Origin of the sequence: Chryseobacterium nakagawai, from assembly GCF_900637665.1 — a bacterium.
Taxonomy (GTDB): domain Bacteria; phylum Bacteroidota; class Bacteroidia; order Flavobacteriales; family Weeksellaceae; genus Chryseobacterium; species Chryseobacterium nakagawai.
Genome location: NZ_LR134386.1, coordinates 1566629 through 1584424, shown reverse-complemented (window position 1 = coordinate 1584424; position 17796 = coordinate 1566629). Strand labels below are relative to the sequence as shown.

Sequence of the window (17796 nt, the reverse complement as noted above, 5' to 3'; positions counted from 1 at the left end):
TCTTTCCCATTTCAAGAGCAATTTTCTTACTTTTGCAAAAATAATCCGTTTAGAAAGATAACTTGGTGATTTATGTAGGCTTAAAATGTGATTTAAGTTAAATTTTGAGTTCTTTTTCAATATTTAAGAAGTAAAAATTATGGTTTCAAAATTTATTTTTAATAATCAATATCTTTTTAACGAGCTTCCTGAGTATGATAAAAACCTACTCATTACTGCCATGAAAAGTAAAAACTACCGCAATCATGAAGCTATATTTACAGACGGCACAAAGCCCACCGGTATTTACTATTTAAATGAAGGTAAAATAAAGAAGTACAAAGTAGACAATGATGGAAGAGAGCAAATCATTTACATTTACAGTTCGGGTGAATTTTTCGGATATTCTGCTATTTTAAGTAATGAGACTTATGGAGATACCACATTAACCCTTGAAAATTCTGTCATCTCATTTATTTCAAAAGATGATTTCTTAAATATCCTTAATCAGTCACCAGTTTTTTCAAGACTCTTATTAAAATCCCTTAGTCACGAGTTTAGTGTCATGGCTAATCTCATGGCAGTCTTATCACACAGAACCGTTAGAGAACGGGCTGCTCTCAGCTTATTGATCCTTCATGATAAATATGCATCTAACGAGTCCAAAGAAAATGTTTTTATCACGCTATCCCGAATTGATCTGGCCAATATGGTGGGGACAGCAAGAGAAACCTTAGCCCGTATTCTCAATGATTTTAAACAAGATAATTTTATTAAAATTGAAGGACGCAAAATACAATTAATCAACATTGAACAATTGGTTCGTATTGCTAATTTTTAAATTGAAAATATGGATTCAATGAGGATAGTAAAATATAATCACCCGATAATCAAACGAGATAAAACTGATTAAGTTTTTCTTCACAAAGTGTTTTTATCACCTCTATCCATCCATCATCATCATTAAGACATGGAATATAATGGAAGTTTTTTCCTCCCGCATGCAAAAACTGTTCTTTTCCTTCCACCGAAATTTCTTCAAGTGTTTCGAGACAGTCGGACACAAATGCAGGACAGACCACAGCAAGATTTTCAACGCCTTTTGACGGAATTATCTCTAAGGTTTGATCAGTATAAGGTTCGATCCATTTGTCTTTTCCTAATCTTGACTGAAAAGAGATAATGGTCTTTTCTCGTGGCAGATTCAAATATTCAATAACTTTTCTGGTCGTCTCAAAGCATTGATGACGATAGCAGAATTGATGGCTGGGATTTGTTTCCCTAGAGCAACAGTCGTTGAGATTACATGTTTTGGTAGGGTCTGTTTTATAAATATGTCTTTCAGGTATCCCATGGTAGGAAAACTGTAAAGCATCAAAATTTTCCGGAAGTTTTTCTTTTATTTTTTCCGCCAGACACTCAATATACATATCCCTGTTATAAAAAGGCTGCACATAATTAATTTTGATGTTGGGATATTCCTTTTTTCTTACCTCTTCTGCTTTTTCAATGACAGATTCTGTTGTACTCATAGCGTATTGTGGATACAGAGGAAATAAGACAATTTCAGAAACCCCAAGATCAACTAACTTCTGAATACCTGTTTCAATACTTGGCTGGGCGTACCGCATGCCTATTTCAACAGGCACTTCCATTAATTTCTGAAGTTTTTTCTGAACTTTTTCAGTGATAAGAATCAATGGAGATCCCTCATCTGTCCATACCGTTTTATAGGCTTCAGCCGATTTGGCAGGCCGCGTATTTAATATGATTCCGCGGACCAGGAGAGCGCGAAAGATCCAACGATAGTCAATTACTCTTTCATCCATCAGAAATTCGTCAAGATACTCCCTGACATCCGGTACTGAAGTTGATCTTGGAGAACCGAGATTCACCAATAAAATACCTTTTTTACTCAATTTATTATATTTTAATTACCAATTTTGTTATCACAGTATTTAATTACATCAGGGCTTTCTTATAGGTATCCAATGCACGTTCTCTTGCCAATCTGTGTTCTACTAAAGGTTTTGGATAATCATAATCCACAAGCCATTTTTTTATATAGGTAAGATCTTTATCAAATTTTTTGGTTTGTTCTTCGGGGTTAAAGATTCTGAAATAAGGAGCTGCATCACAGCCAGATCCTGCAGCCCATTGCCAGTTTCCGTTATTGGCAGAAAGGTCGTAATCTAAGAGTTTTTGTCCAAAATACGCTTCCCCCCATCGCCAGTCAATCAACAAGTGTTTGGTAAGAAAACTAGCTACAATCATTCTCACTCGGTTGTGCATGAATCCCGTTGTGTTAAGTTCACGCATACCTGCATCTACAATAGGATAGCCTGTTTTACCTTCACACCACGCTTTAAATTCTTCTTCATTATTTCTCCAGCGGATATTCTCGTATTTCTTCTTAAAACAATGAGTGACAACATAAGGAAAATGAAACAGGATCTGCATAAAAAACTCCCGCCATATCAGTTCATTAAGCCATGTTTCACTGTGCTCAAGGGCAAACTTCACACATTTTCTTATGGAAATCGTTCCAAACCGAAGAGCAACGCCGAGGTGTGTGGTATGATCCAACCCAGGAAAATCTCTGTATTTTTGATAAGAATCAATGACTTTCTTATCCAGTGAGGGTTTTATGAAGTGTAAATCTGTTTTTTTAAATCCAATATCCTGTAGACTGAGAATATCTACAGAATCTTTAAGCTTTGCAAAACTATTGAAGTCTATTGTATACTCCACAATGGATTTTAGATTTTCTTTCCATTTTTTTGAATAGGGAGTAAACACGGTGTAAGGAGATCCGTCACTTTTCAGAATCTCATTTTTTTCAAAAATCACCTGATCTTTAAAGTCAGAAAATGCGATTCCTTCTGTATGAAGAAGCTCAGCAACCTGTTGATCTCTTTTTATAGCCGACGGTTCATAGTCTTTATTGCAAAATATAGTATCAATCTCAAACTCAGTGATCAGTTTTTTAAAAACGTCAAGTGGTTTTCCATAATAAGTCTTAAGACCGCTTTTATAGGCTTTAAGTTCCTTATCGAGATCATTGAGCGCCTGCTGAATATAATCTACTCTCTTATCAGATTTATCCTGAAGCTGATTTAAAATTTCTGTATCAAATATAAAAATCGGCATTACTGACTGCCCTGCTTTTAAAGCGTGATGCAGTCCTGCATTATCTTCAAGCCTGAGATCCCTTCGGAACCAGAAAATATTAATTGTCTTCATTTTTTTTAAATTTCTGAAATAAATAGATATTCCACAGAATCATTTCATACCCGTACACAAAATCTTCAACGGGAATGGTAAGGACTCTAATCCCTATAAAGTCCTTCGGATTATAATTAACCACCGGAGAGTCCAGACCTGTTCCGGTTAGTATCCCGTTTACGAGAAAAAAGCCAGGCATCAGTAAAAGATAAATAAGTGAAGCCTTTCCCAGCCATTTTGATTGTAAAATGAAATACAGAATAAACATACTGACTGCAGTGGAAGCAAAAGTTATTACCGTATATATCTTATCATAAAAATAGACGGATAGTACAAGTGCATAAAGGATTGATATGCAAACAAAAGTTTTTTCTAACAAAGGATTCCAATCTAACGTAAAAAATTTATCTATACAGAAATAGGTGAAAATGCAGGAGAAAGGAATGCATAAAAAAAACAAGATCTCCTCAAGCGGCAGATTATATATCCGAAGACCTAAAAGATAATCATCATTGAACCACCAGACTCCTCTATTGGTAAACCAAATATCCCAAGCTATAAATACTAAAGCTACAATGAACGAAGCTTTAAAAAAGGTGGTAAAGTGTCTGTTAAACTTTATTTTAGGATGAAATGAAAAAATAAAACAGATGATTACCGTAAAAAAATTAATCAAAAGATATGTGTACTGCTGCATTTTCAGGCTTTATTTTTATTAAAATACATTTTAAAGTACTGAAGAGGAACCCAAAGAAAACCGAAGCACTCTCCTTTTTCTTTTCCGGTATGTTTATGATGCTGTTTATGGGCTCTTCTTATGGCAAGCAGATAAGGATTTTTTGTGTTTCGAAGAATTTTCAGTCTCTGATGAATAAATAGGTCGTGAACAAAAAAATAAGCCATTCCGTATAATGCGATACCGATCGCAATATAGAACCATACGTTAAAGTTATGCAGAGTTCCATAATACATCAAACCGATAGTAGGGAGAGCAAAAATTACAAAAAAATAATCATTTTTCTCCATCGGTCCAGAGACACTATGATCATGATGATCCTTATGTAATCCCCACAAAAAACCATGCATAATATATTTATGAATGAGCCAGGTCATTCCTTCCATGATAAAAAATGTGCCTGCTACGATTAAAAAATTCATGATTTTGTATTTTTATTGAATAGCTCTTCTAGAATATTATACCTATAGTTGAAAATATGTTCAATTTTTTTCCTAACGAATAACTTATGGGCGAGATCTCCTAAAAAACCAAACGGAAGTTCATACTTTACCAGATCTTTCATAAACACTCCCTTGTCATTGGCTATAAATTCATGGCGATGATTCCATAGTTTATAAGGACCTTCCTTTTGAAAATCAGTAAAACTATTTCCAAATTTTACCTGTGTAATCTCTGTTTTCCATTTCATTTTGATTCCCAGTATCGGTGAGACATAATAGTCAATGATCATCCCTTCAAAAATTTCATCATTTTCCATTTTGGTAAGTACTGTAAAGTTCATATCAGGCGGTGTAATAATAGAAAGATTATTAGCACTGGAAAAAAACTTCCACGCTTCTTCTATTCCACAATTCAGCTGCTGTTTTCTGTAAATCGTATAGATCATAATACGCTATTTAGATGAATTTATAAAAGAGAGGTTTTATACTGAAGGTAACTGCTCATCATTAATGAAAGCTTCATCCCGTTAGATATCCTTATTCTTTGATTAATTATTTCACTGGCAGAGGTTCTTTTAATTTTCCTAAAAAGTGACATATAATATCGAAAAGCCAAATAAACACCGAACCGTGAAGATCTGGGTAATTTCTTAATTCCCTGCAGAGCTATCTGAAACTCTTCTTCAATTTCCTTTTCAATATGGGATTTTACGGTATTATCAAAATAAGAGATATCTACATTCGGAAAGTAACAACGTCCTAATATCTGATAATCATCTTTCATATCCCGAAGAAAGTTAACTTTCTGAAATGCAGAACCCAGGATCATTGCATAAGGTTTCAGTCGATTGAATTCTTCACGGTCTCCGTCTGTAAAAACGTGAAGACACATAAGCCCTACGACCTCTGCGGATCCGACAATATATTCTTTATACAACTCAGAATTATAATCTATGGTATGAAGATCCATTTCCATACTTTTCAGGAACTGATGAATAAGATCGTAGTTGATCTTATAAGTATGTACAGTTTCCTGAAAAGACTGTAGGATTGGATTTAATGAAATTCCGTCTTCAAGAGCCTGAAAAGTTTCTTCTTTATATCGTAACAACAGCTTCTGTTTATCATAGGAATGAAAACTATCTACAATCTCGTCAGCCAGACGTACATAGCCATAAATTGCATAGATAGGATTTCTCAGTTTCGGTGATAATGCTAGAATCCCTAAAGAAAAGCTTGTACTGTAAAGTTTTGTCGTCTCACGGCTCACTTTATAAGAAAGGTCATCAAATAATTTTTTCATAATTCATTCATTTTACGGGCTTCGTTAGCTACAATTTTACCAGATATAATCGATGGAGGAACTCCAGGCCCGGGAACAGTAAGCTGCCCCGTATACAGTAGATTTTTAATCTTTTTATTTCGTATGGAAGGTTTTAGTACAGCCGTTTGTGACAGTGTATTGGCAAGACCGTAAGCATTGCCTTTATAAGCGTTATAATCTTCCACAAAGTCATTGATACAATAACTCCTTTTATATTCTATCCTTGAAAATAAATCTGAACATGTGGTATGTTTTTCCAATCTTTCTAACATCTCCCGAAAATATTTTTCCCGTATTTCTTCAGAATCTTCTATTCCGGGCGCTACGGGCATTAAAAAAAATAGGTTTTCACCATTTTCCGGAGCAACACTTTTATCTGTTTGGGATGGACAACATACATAAAACAAGGGTTTTGTCGGCCATTTTTTATCTTCATAGATTTCATGAGTATGAAGCTCCAGCTCATTCTCAAAGAAAAGCGTATGATGTTTTAGGTTGGAAACCTTCCCTTTGATTCCCACATAAAAAATCAAACAAGAAGGAGCAAATATTTTTCTTTCCCAATAGGATGGTTTGTAATTTCTATAAGATTCTGAAAGAAGTTTATTTTCAGTGTGATGATAATCGGAAGAAGCAATGATCATATCAAAAAACCGCTCTTCACCATTAACTTGTATCGCATGAGCCTTATTTTTTTCCACGTTTATTTTTTCAACATTTGAATTAAAATGGAAATACACTCCCTCTTCTATAGCAATCTGCATCATAGCTTCCGTTACTTTTGAAAAACCACCCATCGGGTACCATGTTCCTAATTTATAGCCACCATAGTTCATCAGGCTGTACAAAGCAGGAATTTTTGAAGGAGCAGCTCCCAGAAAAATAACAGGAAATTCCATTAATGCAATAAGCTTAGGATGATTAAAATACTTTCGTACAAACCTGCTAAAACTAGTCAGTAAATCAAGTTTTAATGCACTTTGGGCTATTTTCGGTGAAATAAACTCGAACCATGAATGACAGGGTTTATTGACAAAGCCCTTCATTCCCACTTCATACTTAACCTGAGCATCCTTCATAAAATCCTGAAGCTTTTTCCCAGCCCCCTGTTCAATACTTTCAAATAAACTCATCATTTCCTGATAGCTATCCGGAATCTTCATAACGCCATCCGAAAACACCATTTCAAATTGAGGATCCAACCGTACCAGGTTATAAAAATCGGATGTCTTTTTCCCGAAATCCTCAAAAAAAGATTCTATAATATCAGGCATCCAATACCAGCTTGGTCCCATATCAAAAACATAGCCTTCTTCAGTTTTAAACTTTCTTGCTCTCCCGCCCACTCCACTATTTTTCTCAAACACATGTACTTCATTTCCATCTTTTGCCAAATAGGAAGCCGCAGATAATCCGGAAAATCCGGAACCGATAATGGCTATTTTTTTGTTCATGATTAGTTTTTTAGAAATGAATATTCTGTACTGATAATATCGATCAGTTTTTTAGAATCTATATTTCGGTGAAATATCGGATAATGGAATTTTTCAAGTTTATCTAAAATCCGTATCAGTTCCATTTTTTCTGAATGCTTAAGATCTCCTGCTACAATATTCGTAGCCATTCTTATTTTATCCATTTGATTTTCCAGAGAAGTTAAGCCGGCATCGGTAATGTTAATCACTTTTTTTCTTTTATCCGTCTCTGACTCTTTTTGTTCTACCCACCTGAGCTTGATAAGTCGGTTAATGATCAATATACCCGCAGGTTTTTCATGAATATTTTTTTTGATCAGTTCCATTTTGGTCATTTCACCAAATGTCTTCAGCGTTATTAAATAAATAAAGTCTTCTTGTGTCGCAAATCCCGAATCACTGATTGCCGATTTGGAATATGATTTTGCATACCTGTTAAGATGAACTAAGGAAGTACTAATTACACTTTCAGGGCTCCTACCATTTTCTTTCCCATCCCAATAAGGTTCATCCAACTCTTTTAATTGGGGAGATTCCTTTACACACAACCACTTTTTAAAACCCTCAATATCAGAAGAATAAATATTATCTTTATTTTCCAACTCAAATTTTTCAAGTAAGCCGAAGATATCTTTTATTATAGAATAGTGCATTTCAAAAATATTTAGTATACAAATATACCAAATAAAACAAATAATGAATATTAATAAACTATTTTTTTTTATTTTATTCAACTTAAACAAAGATGAATCAAGAAAACCACTTATGAAATACACAATAAAATGAGCTTGCAACGGTTTTTGAGATAAAATTCCAATACTATTCTATGGTTAAACTTTCTAAAGCTGAATACCTTATATGGGTATTGCAAAATGTTTCTATATATTTAAACATAGAGTTTTTGCTATGATTTATTTTGATAGACCAGCTTGGTTTTAAGAGTTTTTCAAAACTCTTTATTACAGAATTGCCATAGCAATCCCATTTTCAATTTATACTTCTAGTAATATCAATAACGGTGTCCTTAGCCTTCATCGCCTCAATCAATGACTATCCTGTAATTCTTTTGTCAAACAAATCAATGGCTGTTCTAAGATATAGCCAGGGGGTTCGGCATAGCCAATTAAATTTTTTCTTTACAATAGTTCTCAAGTCATTTTCTAACATCAATTTGGTAGCAAAAAGAAGTGAGGTTCTCATACCCATTGTTTCTAATTCTCTGGCTATTCGCAAAATTCCATATCTGACATGACTCCAATGATAAAAACTTAATATCTCAACAGATAAATGGCTTTTATTTCTAATCGTTTAGGAGGTTTCCTTTTCTTACAATGATAGAAATTACTTACTCCTGCTTACCTTTAATATCTTGAACACCTTCCCCTATAGGAAGCACATTAGCGTGATCCTTTATAAATTTATATCTTACCCGTCAATCAGTCGAAAATTGCTACACCTTCTTTTAAAATATCAGGTCCTAGCTTTGTTTCTTCCAATTCCTTACAAATTCAATAACTCTTTCCTTATCGAGTCAGACGAAATTTGCTTTCCTTTAGTAAGTTTAAATTCTCTGTGAAGCTTTCTCCAAATGATCAAGTTCTATTTGCAGATTCCAAGCTCCTCGGCTCCTGAAGAAATCTTACTTCTTTGCTCACCTAAGGAAATGCCACAATCTTAAGATCTAAACTATATTTTTCTAACTTTTTTATAACATTAAAGTTAAAGATTGTAAGAATCCTGTCATAATAAAGGTAGCAACTCCAATGAAAAATACTTAATGAAGAGAGGAATGCTTTTACTTGGTTTTTAGGAAGAATCATTTACATCAGATTATTTATAACCCTGCAACAAACGGATATTATGCTAGACTTGAAGGGAAAATGTTAATCTCAATCTGGAAGCGAAATCAACAGTCAGCTATCTCATGGCAAGGCTATGTTTTCCTAAATAACAACCCTTAATTATCGCCATATTAAATATTAATACACAATAGCTTATGGAACTATTGTAATAAAAAGGTAAATTAAAAAAATAGCGATCAGTACAATTCCCTGCATGATATTGGTTCTGCCTGTTGCCAGTGAGACGGTAATAATAAAAAGAGACAGCCCCAAAAGTATTGTTGATTTAATATCTATTCCTAATGTCATTCTTATACCGGTTATTACAGATATGATAGCGATGGCAGGAATACTCAGCCCAATACTAGCCAAAGCAGAACCAAAAGCCAGATTTAATGAGGTTTGGATCTCATCACTTTTCGCAGCCCTGAACGCAGCCAACCCTTCAGGAAGAAGAACAATACCTGCAATAATGATCCCTACAAGAGATTTTGGGGCACCTGCGGAAACCACTATATGCTCAACATCCTTTGAAAGAAGCTTTGCCAGTAAAACAACTATTCCCAGGGATAATAGTAACAATATACAACTGATATACAATTGTTTTCGGGAAATCAGTTCATGATTATCTTGTACAGGCTGATTTTTGGACAGTTTGTTCTCTGGAGAAATGAAAAAGCTTCGATGTCTAAACGTTTGAATCATAGTAAATCCAAGATAAAGTCCTAAAGAAATCAAGGCGATAAAAAGCAATTGAAAGGATGTATATTCGCCTCCGAGATGACTCACCGTATAATTGGGGAGAATAAGCACAAAAATAATAACTGACGTAAGCGTAATGAGTGCCGTACTTACTCCCTGTAATGTAAAGCTCTGTTCTCTGTATCTTAAGGAACCTATCACAATACAACTCCCAATGATTCCGGTAAGGATTATCATTACGGCAGCAAAAACCGTATCTCTGGCAAGGGTAATGGTTTCTAAGCCTTTTGCTCCCATCATAATAGAAATAATAAGTCCTACTTCTATGACCGTAATGGCAAATGCCAGAAGCAAGGTTCCAAATGGCTCTCCCAAGCGATGGGCAATAACTTCGGAATGATACACCGCTGCCAAAACACTTCCCATCAAAAATAAAGCAAGAATCACAGAGTAATACCCTGAAGAAAAAACAGTATTTCCAATATAAGAAAGCCACGCCAGAATAGGAACTAAAAAAGTCCACATCCATAAATATTTTTTTATATTCATAAAAACAATAATATTTTTTACAATTGAATTGTCCTTTGGAGAAAATCACAAGGTTTATATTCCCTTTTTCAAAAACAATTTCTAAATGATTTGAAGCAGACTAGAGAGGATATACTGGAAATATCAAATAATGAAAAAAGTGAATATGTCGGAACTTAGAGTCCGGATCATCAGTTCAATGTAGTTAATCAGCAAGATACAATTAATTAATAACTTATTAGGAATTATATAGCAGTATTTTAGGTTTACAAGCATGTCCTAAGGCTCAATAATCTCTATTACTTTATAAATAGTCATCAAAACCATTGTTTTTAGGATCAACCGTCTTACAGATGCTCAAAAATTAAAACTGGAATTTTGCGAAAGTGTGATATGTGCAACATAAAAGAAACAATCTGTAATACAATAGATTATTAAACACCCATCTTTGTACTGTAGCAATAAAGTTACAATAAAATCCACCATATGGACAAAAACAAAGACGACAAATTTTTCAAAACTCCTGGAGACTGGATTGAGCAGTCAAAACAACTAAAAGAAAAATTTTCAACATTAACGGACTACGACCTGAAGCTTGAAGAAGGGAAAGAAAGGGAGATGCTGGAAAGAATCGGAAATAGATTAAGAAAAAACCGTGAAGAAGTTCTCAATATTATCAAAGAAATCAATCTTTCATAAATTGTTTTCAAGAACAGTTAAAACCTATTGATAAAAATATATTTATCAAAGACTTAATTGTAAAAAGGGATGGAATATCAGACAGTTCTATCCCTTTTATTTACAACAGATTCTAATCTTCCATACTTAAAAAAGCAGTGATGAAACATCAAGAAGTTGAAAAATCAAAAGTATATCTTATCAGTCAGATTGTGGAATACATATCGAATTCTGTAGTCAGTAAGACCATATTAGAAAAATTACCTTGCAATATCAGCGCTTTAGCATTTGATGAAAAAGAAGGATTATCTGAAAAAACTTCTCCTTTTGACGCATTTGCACAAATTATTGAAGGTAAGGCAGAAATTATTATAGACGGAGCCACTTATTTTATGGAAGAAGGTGAGTGTATTATTATTCCTGCCCATAAATCTCATTCTATAAAAGGAAATAAACGCTTTAAGATGATCGTAACAATAATAAGAAGCGATAATTAATAATCTAAATACCTTATCTATTTTAACAGAAAAGATATTTTAAAAAATTGAAATTCAAAAATAATTCTCTGAACCATCTAAGCTGAAAATCCCATTATTATTTCTTTTACAAATAAAGATCACCAAAATTAAATACTATTTGATGTCATGAAAATAATACACCTTTTTCATTTTAAAAACTCAATTTTCCGTAAAATCCCTTTCTTCAAAGAAGACGATAGGATGAAAAGTGATGTAATAGAACTCGATATAATGAATATTGAAATAGTAACCGAGTATATTGTTAAAGCCCATGATAGTTTTACTTTTGAGAACACATCCAATACTGATCTTTTATCAATGTGTAAAAAAGCCCAAAAAACGATAGAACATTACTTTGTCGTAAGATTGGAATGATTAGGATGTTATTTAACAAATCAGATTCCTTGCAGATAAGTAAGTATATATTTAATACGAACGGTTTACCTATTATTTTCTTCTAAAAAATGATATAGAAAAATAACGTCTCCTGTATAAGCGGGCTTAGATTGATTTCTTATCAAAAGTTTTGCTTCTACCACTACTTTTATGGTTCTCCTGAGGTCGGTGACAGATTTTACAGTTGCCTGAAGTTTTACATCACTACCTACAGTTACAGCTTGACCAAATTTAAGATTCTCAATTCCATAATTGATTTCCATTTTTACGTTTCTCACCTCAGCAATTTGTTTCCAGAGATAAGGGATCAGCGATAAAAGCAAATAGCCATGAGCAATAGTAGATTTGAACGGGCCTTCTTTTTCAGCTCTTTCTTTATTAATATGGATCCACTGGTCATCTAAGGTTGCCTCTGCAAACCTGTTGATTTGATTCTGATCTATGGTGTGCCAGTCAGAAAACCCAACCATTTGTCCTTCGAAAGCCTTATACTCAATAAAATTGTTAATGATAATCATATTTGTCTGTCTTTTTATTTAAACTGATTGGAATTCTTTCTTGAAAAACCTCTCACAAAATGTGAGAGGCAAATGAACATAATGGAAAATAAAAAGTGATTTACATCAATGTTCTTTCAAACAATATTTCAAAGGTTACTGGACTTTGAATTGTAAAAAAATATAAAAATATAATACTGAAATTGAAAATAATATTTATTTCAAACAGATGATATTAAAGTTTAATTATGCCAGTTTTACATTAACCGCATTTAAACCTTTATCACTCTTTTGTACATCGAAAACGACTTTATCATTTTCACGGATTGATCTTGTGTCTAATCCTGAAGAATGTACAAATATATCTTTACTCCCGTCTGTAGGAGAAATAAATCCGAAGCCTTTTGCTTCATTGAAAAATTTTACTGTGCCTTGTTGCATTGTAATTATTATTAAAAAATTATTTATTGTTTTCTGTAAACTCTACAGATTTTATTTATAAAATGATCTGACCGGCATTGTGAATCCTATCAGTTTTTGAATATTTTTAAGATCTAAGCGCTCATCGGTATCGCAAAATGAAATAGCGGTACCTTCCGTTCCTGCCCTTCCGGTTCTTCCGATCCTGTGAACATACGTTTCAGGAATATTGGGAAGCTCATAGTTTACTACATGTGGAAGATCATCAATATCAATACCTCTGGCTGCAATATCTGTAGCTACCAATACTTTAATGTTACTGCTTTTAAAATCATCAAGTGCATTCTGTCTTGCGGTCTGAGATTTGTTCCCATGAATCGCTGCAGCAAAAATCCCTACTCCTTCCAATTGCTGTACCAGCTTATTGGCAATATGCTTAGTACGGGTAAAAACCAGTGAACGCCTCATATTTTCATTTTGCAATAAATCAATCAACAAACCCGTCTTATCTCTTTTTTCCACAAAATAAACGGATTGTTTCACCGTTTGTGCGGTTGAAGATACCGGAGTTACAGTAACCTCTACAGGATTATTCAGAATTGTTTCCGCAAATTTTCTTATACCTGAAGGCATTGTGGCCGAAAAAAATAAGGTCTGCCTTTTCTGGGGAATCAGCTTTAAAACTTTTTTGACATCATTGATAAACCCCATGTCAAGCATTCTGTCTGCTTCATCCAAAACAAATATTTCTATTTTAGAAAGATCAATATGTCTTTGATTAACCAAATCCAGCAATCTGCCAGGTGTAGCCACCAGAATATCTACTCTTTTCCTAAGAGCCGCAAGCTGTCCGCCCGCTGGGACTCCTCCATAAACAGAGAGTTGTGATAAAGGTAAATATTTGCTGTACACAGCAAAATTCTCTTCAATCTGTATTGCTAATTCCCGGGTCGGTGTAAGTATTAATGTTCTGATCTCTTTATGATCAGGGGTATATTTTTTTAACAACTGAAGAATAGGCATTGCAAATGCTGCCGTTTTTCCTGTACCTGTCTGGGCACATCCTATAATATCTTTTCCTGCAAGAATATGGGGTATTACTGTATACTGTATTTCAGTTGGCTTAGAATACCCTGCTTCTGTTACAGCACGGATAATGGGATTGATTAAATTTAAATTTTTGAAACTCATCATAATGTTCGGTCTTCCCGATATTTTGTAAGCAAATTCCCTTTTCAGAATTTGAATTGGTGTATCATAATGATGAATAAAAAATCTTTTTTCTTCATCATTTTACTTGCTTAACTTCCGATAAATTACCTGTGTAGTATTCATGAGCCTGCAATAACGTATCATTCTAGGATGAAAAGACTTATGGAGTGTTTTCACATTCGAAACCCGATTGATAATTGGGTGGCTGAAAAAGCAAAAACTGAAAGAAAAAATGGTGAGTTTAAACTATTACAGAATGGCAAAGGCAGAAACCTGTTTTATAAATGTATTGCAAATATACAACAAAACAATTAGGCAACAGTAAATTTAATTAACTGATTATCAAAAATATATTCGTAGCTTACGCACATAAACTGAATTGTTTGCCTGTGCGGATGATTTTAAATTTCAGCCCCATGCAAAAGTCATTGTACATAACTCGTCCCCATTCCCAAACTACAGACCTGCATTCAGCTCTGCAGGTGAGGATTGCTTATTTTATTATGATCCATCATAAACCTGATACATTTAAAGAAATGTTTCAAAAAATTTATACAAGGGATCAGTTTTACCTTATTCATATCGACCGGAAAGCAAAAGCAGAATTTACAGAAGAAATACAATTATATTTAATACACTTCCCCAATGTGTATATTTTGGAAAGCATGAATATTGTGTCCGGAGGATTTAGTATGATCCGGGCTGAACTTAATGCGATGGAATATCTTTTGAATGTAAGTCATGACTGGGATTATTTTATCAACCTGAGTGGTGAAGACTCCCCACTCAAGTCACAAAATATTATACGTCAATTCCTTACCGTTAATAACGGAAGAAATTATCTTTTTTATTATGACCAGAAATTTTACAGGCCTGATACACTGCAAAGGATACAAAATCATTTTACAGAGCTAACCCATAAAATATCTTCATTTATTTATAAAAGAGAATTTATGAAGGAAGTTATCCCTTATATTGGTGGGAAATGGCTTATCCTTACAAGAGAAACCTGTGTATTTTTAACCAATAATAAAAGGGTAATGGATTTTGAAGATTATTACCTTCACACTCTTTTACCAGCTGAATCATTTTTCCAGACAGTACTCCTCAACACAGCCTTTAGTGATATTATTGTGAATGATGATAAAAGAGCAGTCATTGAAAAAACTTTTTTTAGTAAAGACCAATATGCTGACAACTTCATAGAAACTCTAAAATCCTCCAATGACCTTTTCATCAGAAAAATAGATGATAAAACAAATAAAAATATTCTAAAATATATTAATGACACTTATCTTCTTCCTTTACCTGAAATTAATGAAGTTGAAAGAGAACTTAAGAGAAATGATCACGATGACAAATGGTCATAAGAAAGCTTTGTACGCTTGTAAATAAATTAGGAACTGCACACAAGATAGTTTCATATGAATAATTAAAATAAAAATTGATGCTGATAAAAGAGGAGCTTTTGATGAACTATGGAGCTAAAATTGTAAATTTTACAAAGGGAAAATATGTATTTAAAGAAAATGATGACGTAGTCTCTTATTTTCAAATTTCAACAGGAACTGTGAAGATTGTCAGTGAGAAAAAAGCGGGTCGTGAATTTATTCACAACATTTCTATTCAAGGTGATTGTCTAGGAGCACTTTTCCTGTTCTTAAAACATCCATATTCTGTAAGTGCCATTGCAATGGAGAACTCTAGGATAATCAAATTGGAAAGATTGGGCTTTGATTTAATGCTAAAAGATAATCCCAAAATACTGTTAGATTTATACAAATATACCGCAGAAAATATGCATTATACCTACCTGATGAAAGGATTTGCATCAGAAAGCCCGTCAGAAAAAATAACGAATCTATTCAACTACTTAAAAAAATCAAAACCTCCGACTGATTCTTATCAAGTATTTCTCACCAGACAGCAAATTGCATCGCTAACAGGATTACGAGTGGAAACTTTTATAAGAACAATTAAAAAACTGCAAAATCTAGGAATACTCCTGGTTATCAATCGCAAAATATTTTATTAATAATATATCTTTTTACTTGACTAAAAACTTCCAAATTGAATATTATAATGGCTACAGAAAATAATTTAGGTTTGCTTTTCATAAAATTTATTTTTGATTGGTTAATAATTATCTATTAAGAATCTTCCCCATTTCCATTACTTATGATACTCTTCTTCTGTCACAGGTTGTAACCATTCGACCGAACCCTTCTTATTATCAGTGACTGCAATCTGAACGAAATATGAATTTTCACTAGCACCGTGCCAATGCTCAACATTTGCAGGACATTTGATAACATCTCCTTTATGTAAAATCTTTTTCGGCTGCCCTTTTTCCTGATAATATCCTATCCCATCAGTTACAAGGATAATTTGTCCACCGGGATGAAGATGCCATTTAGTTCTCGCTCCAGGTTCAAAAGTTACATTGCCTACACCCGTATTAAGTGTCTGTTCGTCCTGTCCCAGCATTTGCAGCCAAACGTTGCCTGTAAAATTGTTATTGGTTACTTTTCCCCCTTTAGGAAAAATATTAGTCCTTGCTCTTTCCAATGTGGATTTACTACAACAGCTTGATACAATTAATATTGATAAAAGTAATGTAACTATTTGTTTCATATTTATATATTTAATCTTAATTCTTTAATAAATACATGGCTTGTTATAATTTATTCTACCGTAACGAATGGTAGAACTTTCATGTTTTTATAGATTTTTTCCAAAAAATTCAGTCAGTTTTCTCACTGCTTTTTCTACATATTCAGGTCTCCAATACGTTTGGATATGCGTGGCACCATCAATGATGAATAGTTCTTTCCCTTTTGCATTTACTGCTTTCTGAAAAGCTTCATCGGTCATATATTTGGTGTCAGCTTTACCTCCAGCTATCATCAATAAAGGCTGATTAATCAAATCCATATTGTCCGCAGCATCCCAGGTCATTAAATCCAGTAAATTGCTGGTGGGATATAAAAAAGTAGAGTTGGGATGAGCATTGGTGCGATAATAATAAATATAACCTTCCCGATAGAGATCCGTATTTGTTTTCTGAATTTCTTCATCGGTAATACTTGCCACACCTGAATATATTATTTTACCACCCGCTACTTCCTGTGCCCTTGCGTCGGAAGCTTGTTTCAAACGCTCCTGAATAGTATTCAAACCAGAATTCATAAATCCATTACGTCTTACTTCTCCAGAATTGAACATACTTAAAGTAGCGACAGCCTTAAATCTTTTGTCCGATTGAGTAGCTTTCAATGTGTAACCACCGCCGCCGCAGGTACCGAATGCTCCGATTCGATTAATATCAACTCCGGGATATTGAGAAATAAAGTCTGCCATTCCGTGAATGTCTTCTGTTCTGTAAACGGGTTTATCGGTGTGACGGGGTTCTCCTCCACTTGCTCCCTGATAAGATGCATCTGCCGCAATGGTGATATAACCCGCTTCTGCTAAGCGTTGTGCATATAGTCCCGCTGTCTGTTCCTTAACCCCTCCATTTGGATGTGCGACAGTGATTGCTGCATATTTTTTTGAAGGATCATAATTTGCCGGAGTGTAGACATTGGCTGCAATATCAATTCCATTCAATTTATATTTTACCGGATGGATATTTACCTTTCCTTTTACATTTTCTGTGATTGCATCATCATAAACCAGTCCGAAAGGATTATTACGTTTGATTACCTCAATTTTTTCCATTTTTGTTTTTTGGGTTTGTGCATTCATATTAAAGCTTGTTGCTAAAACAATTAATGCAGTCATTGACATTATTATCTTTTTCATATTTCAATATTTGGCAGA

20 protein-coding genes are annotated in these 17796 nt (G+C 33.9%); 6 read left to right on the top strand and 14 right to left on the bottom strand.

Going from position 1 to position 17796, the window contains the following annotated elements; translation table 11 throughout:
• Positions 1-139: 139 nt before the first annotated feature.
• Positions 140-820 carry a Crp/Fnr family transcriptional regulator gene (locus EL260_RS07240; RefSeq protein WP_122636993.1) on the top strand — a complete coding sequence of 227 codons (681 nt, stop codon included), beginning with the start codon at positions 140-142 and terminating at the stop codon, positions 818-820.
• A 49-nt stretch (positions 821-869) separates the two neighbouring features.
• Here the strand turns inward: EL260_RS07240 and hemH are convergent, their stop codons facing one another.
• The 9 genes from hemH to EL260_RS07195 form a co-directional block, all read right to left on the bottom strand.
• Positions 870-1898 (bottom strand): ferrochelatase, encoded by a 1029-nt coding sequence (gene hemH, locus EL260_RS07235; RefSeq protein WP_047437577.1) that lies wholly within the window; start codon positions 1896-1898, stop codon positions 870-872.
• 43 nt (positions 1899-1941) lie between these two features.
• The gene (locus tag EL260_RS07230) at positions 1942-3222 is read right to left on the bottom strand and encodes a cryptochrome/photolyase family protein (protein ID WP_047437579.1); all 1281 of its coding nucleotides are present in this window, start codon (positions 3220-3222) and stop codon (positions 1942-1944) included.
• Entirely contained in the window at positions 3209-3901 is a 693-nt protein-coding gene (locus tag EL260_RS07225) for a lycopene cyclase domain-containing protein (protein ID WP_123859559.1), read from the bottom strand. Before EL260_RS07225 ends, EL260_RS07230 begins: the two co-directional genes overlap by 14 nt.
• A gap of 2 nt (positions 3902-3903) precedes the next feature.
• Positions 3904-4362, bottom strand: a complete 459-nt coding sequence (locus EL260_RS07220; RefSeq protein ID WP_123859558.1) for a sterol desaturase family protein — start codon at positions 4360-4362, stop codon at positions 3904-3906.
• Positions 4359-4829: an SRPBCC family protein gene (locus EL260_RS07215; protein ID WP_122636996.1), complete on the bottom strand. Its 471-nt coding sequence runs from the start codon at positions 4827-4829 to the stop codon at positions 4359-4361. The genes EL260_RS07220 and EL260_RS07215 overlap by 4 nt, the downstream gene beginning before the upstream one ends.
• A gap of 20 nt (positions 4830-4849) precedes the next feature.
• Complete coding sequence (locus EL260_RS07210; RefSeq protein WP_047437588.1) at positions 4850-5686, bottom strand: phytoene/squalene synthase family protein; 837 nt, start codon at positions 5684-5686, stop codon at positions 4850-4852.
• On the bottom strand, positions 5683-7161 hold the full coding sequence (locus EL260_RS07205; RefSeq protein ID WP_047437589.1) for a phytoene desaturase family protein: 1479 nt from the start codon (positions 7159-7161) through the stop codon (positions 5683-5685). Before EL260_RS07205 ends, EL260_RS07210 begins: the two co-directional genes overlap by 4 nt.
• A 2-nt stretch (positions 7162-7163) precedes the next feature.
• A complete protein-coding gene (locus tag EL260_RS07200; RefSeq protein ID WP_123859557.1) occupies positions 7164-7835 on the bottom strand; it encodes a MarR family winged helix-turn-helix transcriptional regulator in 672 nt (223 codons plus the stop codon).
• A gap of 1341 nt (positions 7836-9176) precedes the next feature.
• A complete protein-coding gene (locus tag EL260_RS07195; protein ID WP_122637000.1) occupies positions 9177-10274 on the bottom strand; it encodes a calcium:proton antiporter in 1098 nt (365 codons plus the stop codon).
• A 465-nt stretch (positions 10275-10739) separates the two neighbouring features.
• On the opposite strand from EL260_RS07195, the gene EL260_RS07190 reads away from it, so the two are divergent.
• From EL260_RS07190 to EL260_RS07180, 3 genes are all read left to right on the top strand, one after another.
• Positions 10740-10952, top strand: a complete 213-nt coding sequence (locus EL260_RS07190) for a hypothetical protein (RefSeq protein ID WP_007845904.1) — start codon at positions 10740-10742, stop codon at positions 10950-10952.
• Between the two features lie 140 nt (positions 10953-11092).
• Positions 11093-11428 carry a cupin domain-containing protein gene (locus tag EL260_RS07185; RefSeq protein ID WP_047437596.1) on the top strand — a complete coding sequence of 112 codons (336 nt, stop codon included), beginning with the start codon at positions 11093-11095 and terminating at the stop codon, positions 11426-11428.
• A 147-nt stretch (positions 11429-11575) separates the two neighbouring features.
• Positions 11576-11824, top strand: coding sequence for a heme oxygenase (locus tag EL260_RS07180; protein WP_122637001.1), 249 nt, complete (start codon positions 11576-11578; stop codon positions 11822-11824).
• Positions 11825-11889: 65 nt separating this feature from the next.
• On the opposite strand, the gene EL260_RS07175 is transcribed toward EL260_RS07180, so the two are convergent.
• The 3 genes from EL260_RS07175 to EL260_RS07165 all read right to left on the bottom strand — a co-directional run bounded on the left by EL260_RS07175 (position 11890) and on the right by EL260_RS07165 (position 13953).
• Entirely contained in the window at positions 11890-12363 is a 474-nt protein-coding gene (locus EL260_RS07175; RefSeq protein WP_047437600.1) for a MaoC family dehydratase, read from the bottom strand.
• Between the two features lie 225 nt (positions 12364-12588).
• Positions 12589-12783: a cold-shock protein gene (locus tag EL260_RS07170; protein WP_007845908.1), complete on the bottom strand. Its 195-nt coding sequence runs from the start codon at positions 12781-12783 to the stop codon at positions 12589-12591.
• A 51-nt stretch (positions 12784-12834) separates the two neighbouring features.
• A complete protein-coding gene (locus tag EL260_RS07165) occupies positions 12835-13953 on the bottom strand; it encodes a DEAD/DEAH box helicase (RefSeq protein WP_164466657.1) in 1119 nt (372 codons plus the stop codon).
• Between the two features lie 437 nt (positions 13954-14390).
• Here EL260_RS07165 and EL260_RS07160 point away from each other — a divergent pair, with 437 nt between their 5' ends.
• The gene (locus EL260_RS07160) at positions 14391-15344 is read left to right on the top strand and encodes a beta-1,6-N-acetylglucosaminyltransferase (RefSeq protein ID WP_228445348.1); all 954 of its coding nucleotides are present in this window, start codon (positions 14391-14393) and stop codon (positions 15342-15344) included.
• Positions 15345-15421: 77 nt separating this feature from the next.
• Positions 15422-16009: a Crp/Fnr family transcriptional regulator gene (locus tag EL260_RS07155; RefSeq protein ID WP_123859554.1), complete on the top strand. Its 588-nt coding sequence runs from the start codon at positions 15422-15424 to the stop codon at positions 16007-16009.
• Positions 16010-16146: 137 nt separating this feature from the next.
• Here EL260_RS07155 and EL260_RS07150 read toward each other — a convergent pair whose 3' ends face one another.
• A complete protein-coding gene (locus EL260_RS07150) occupies positions 16147-16608 on the bottom strand; it encodes a cupin domain-containing protein (protein WP_047437606.1) in 462 nt (153 codons plus the stop codon).
• Between the two features lie 87 nt (positions 16609-16695).
• Positions 16696-17778 (bottom strand): alpha/beta hydrolase, encoded by a 1083-nt coding sequence (locus EL260_RS07145; protein ID WP_123859553.1) that lies wholly within the window; start codon positions 17776-17778, stop codon positions 16696-16698.
• Positions 17779-17796 lie beyond the last annotated feature (18 nt).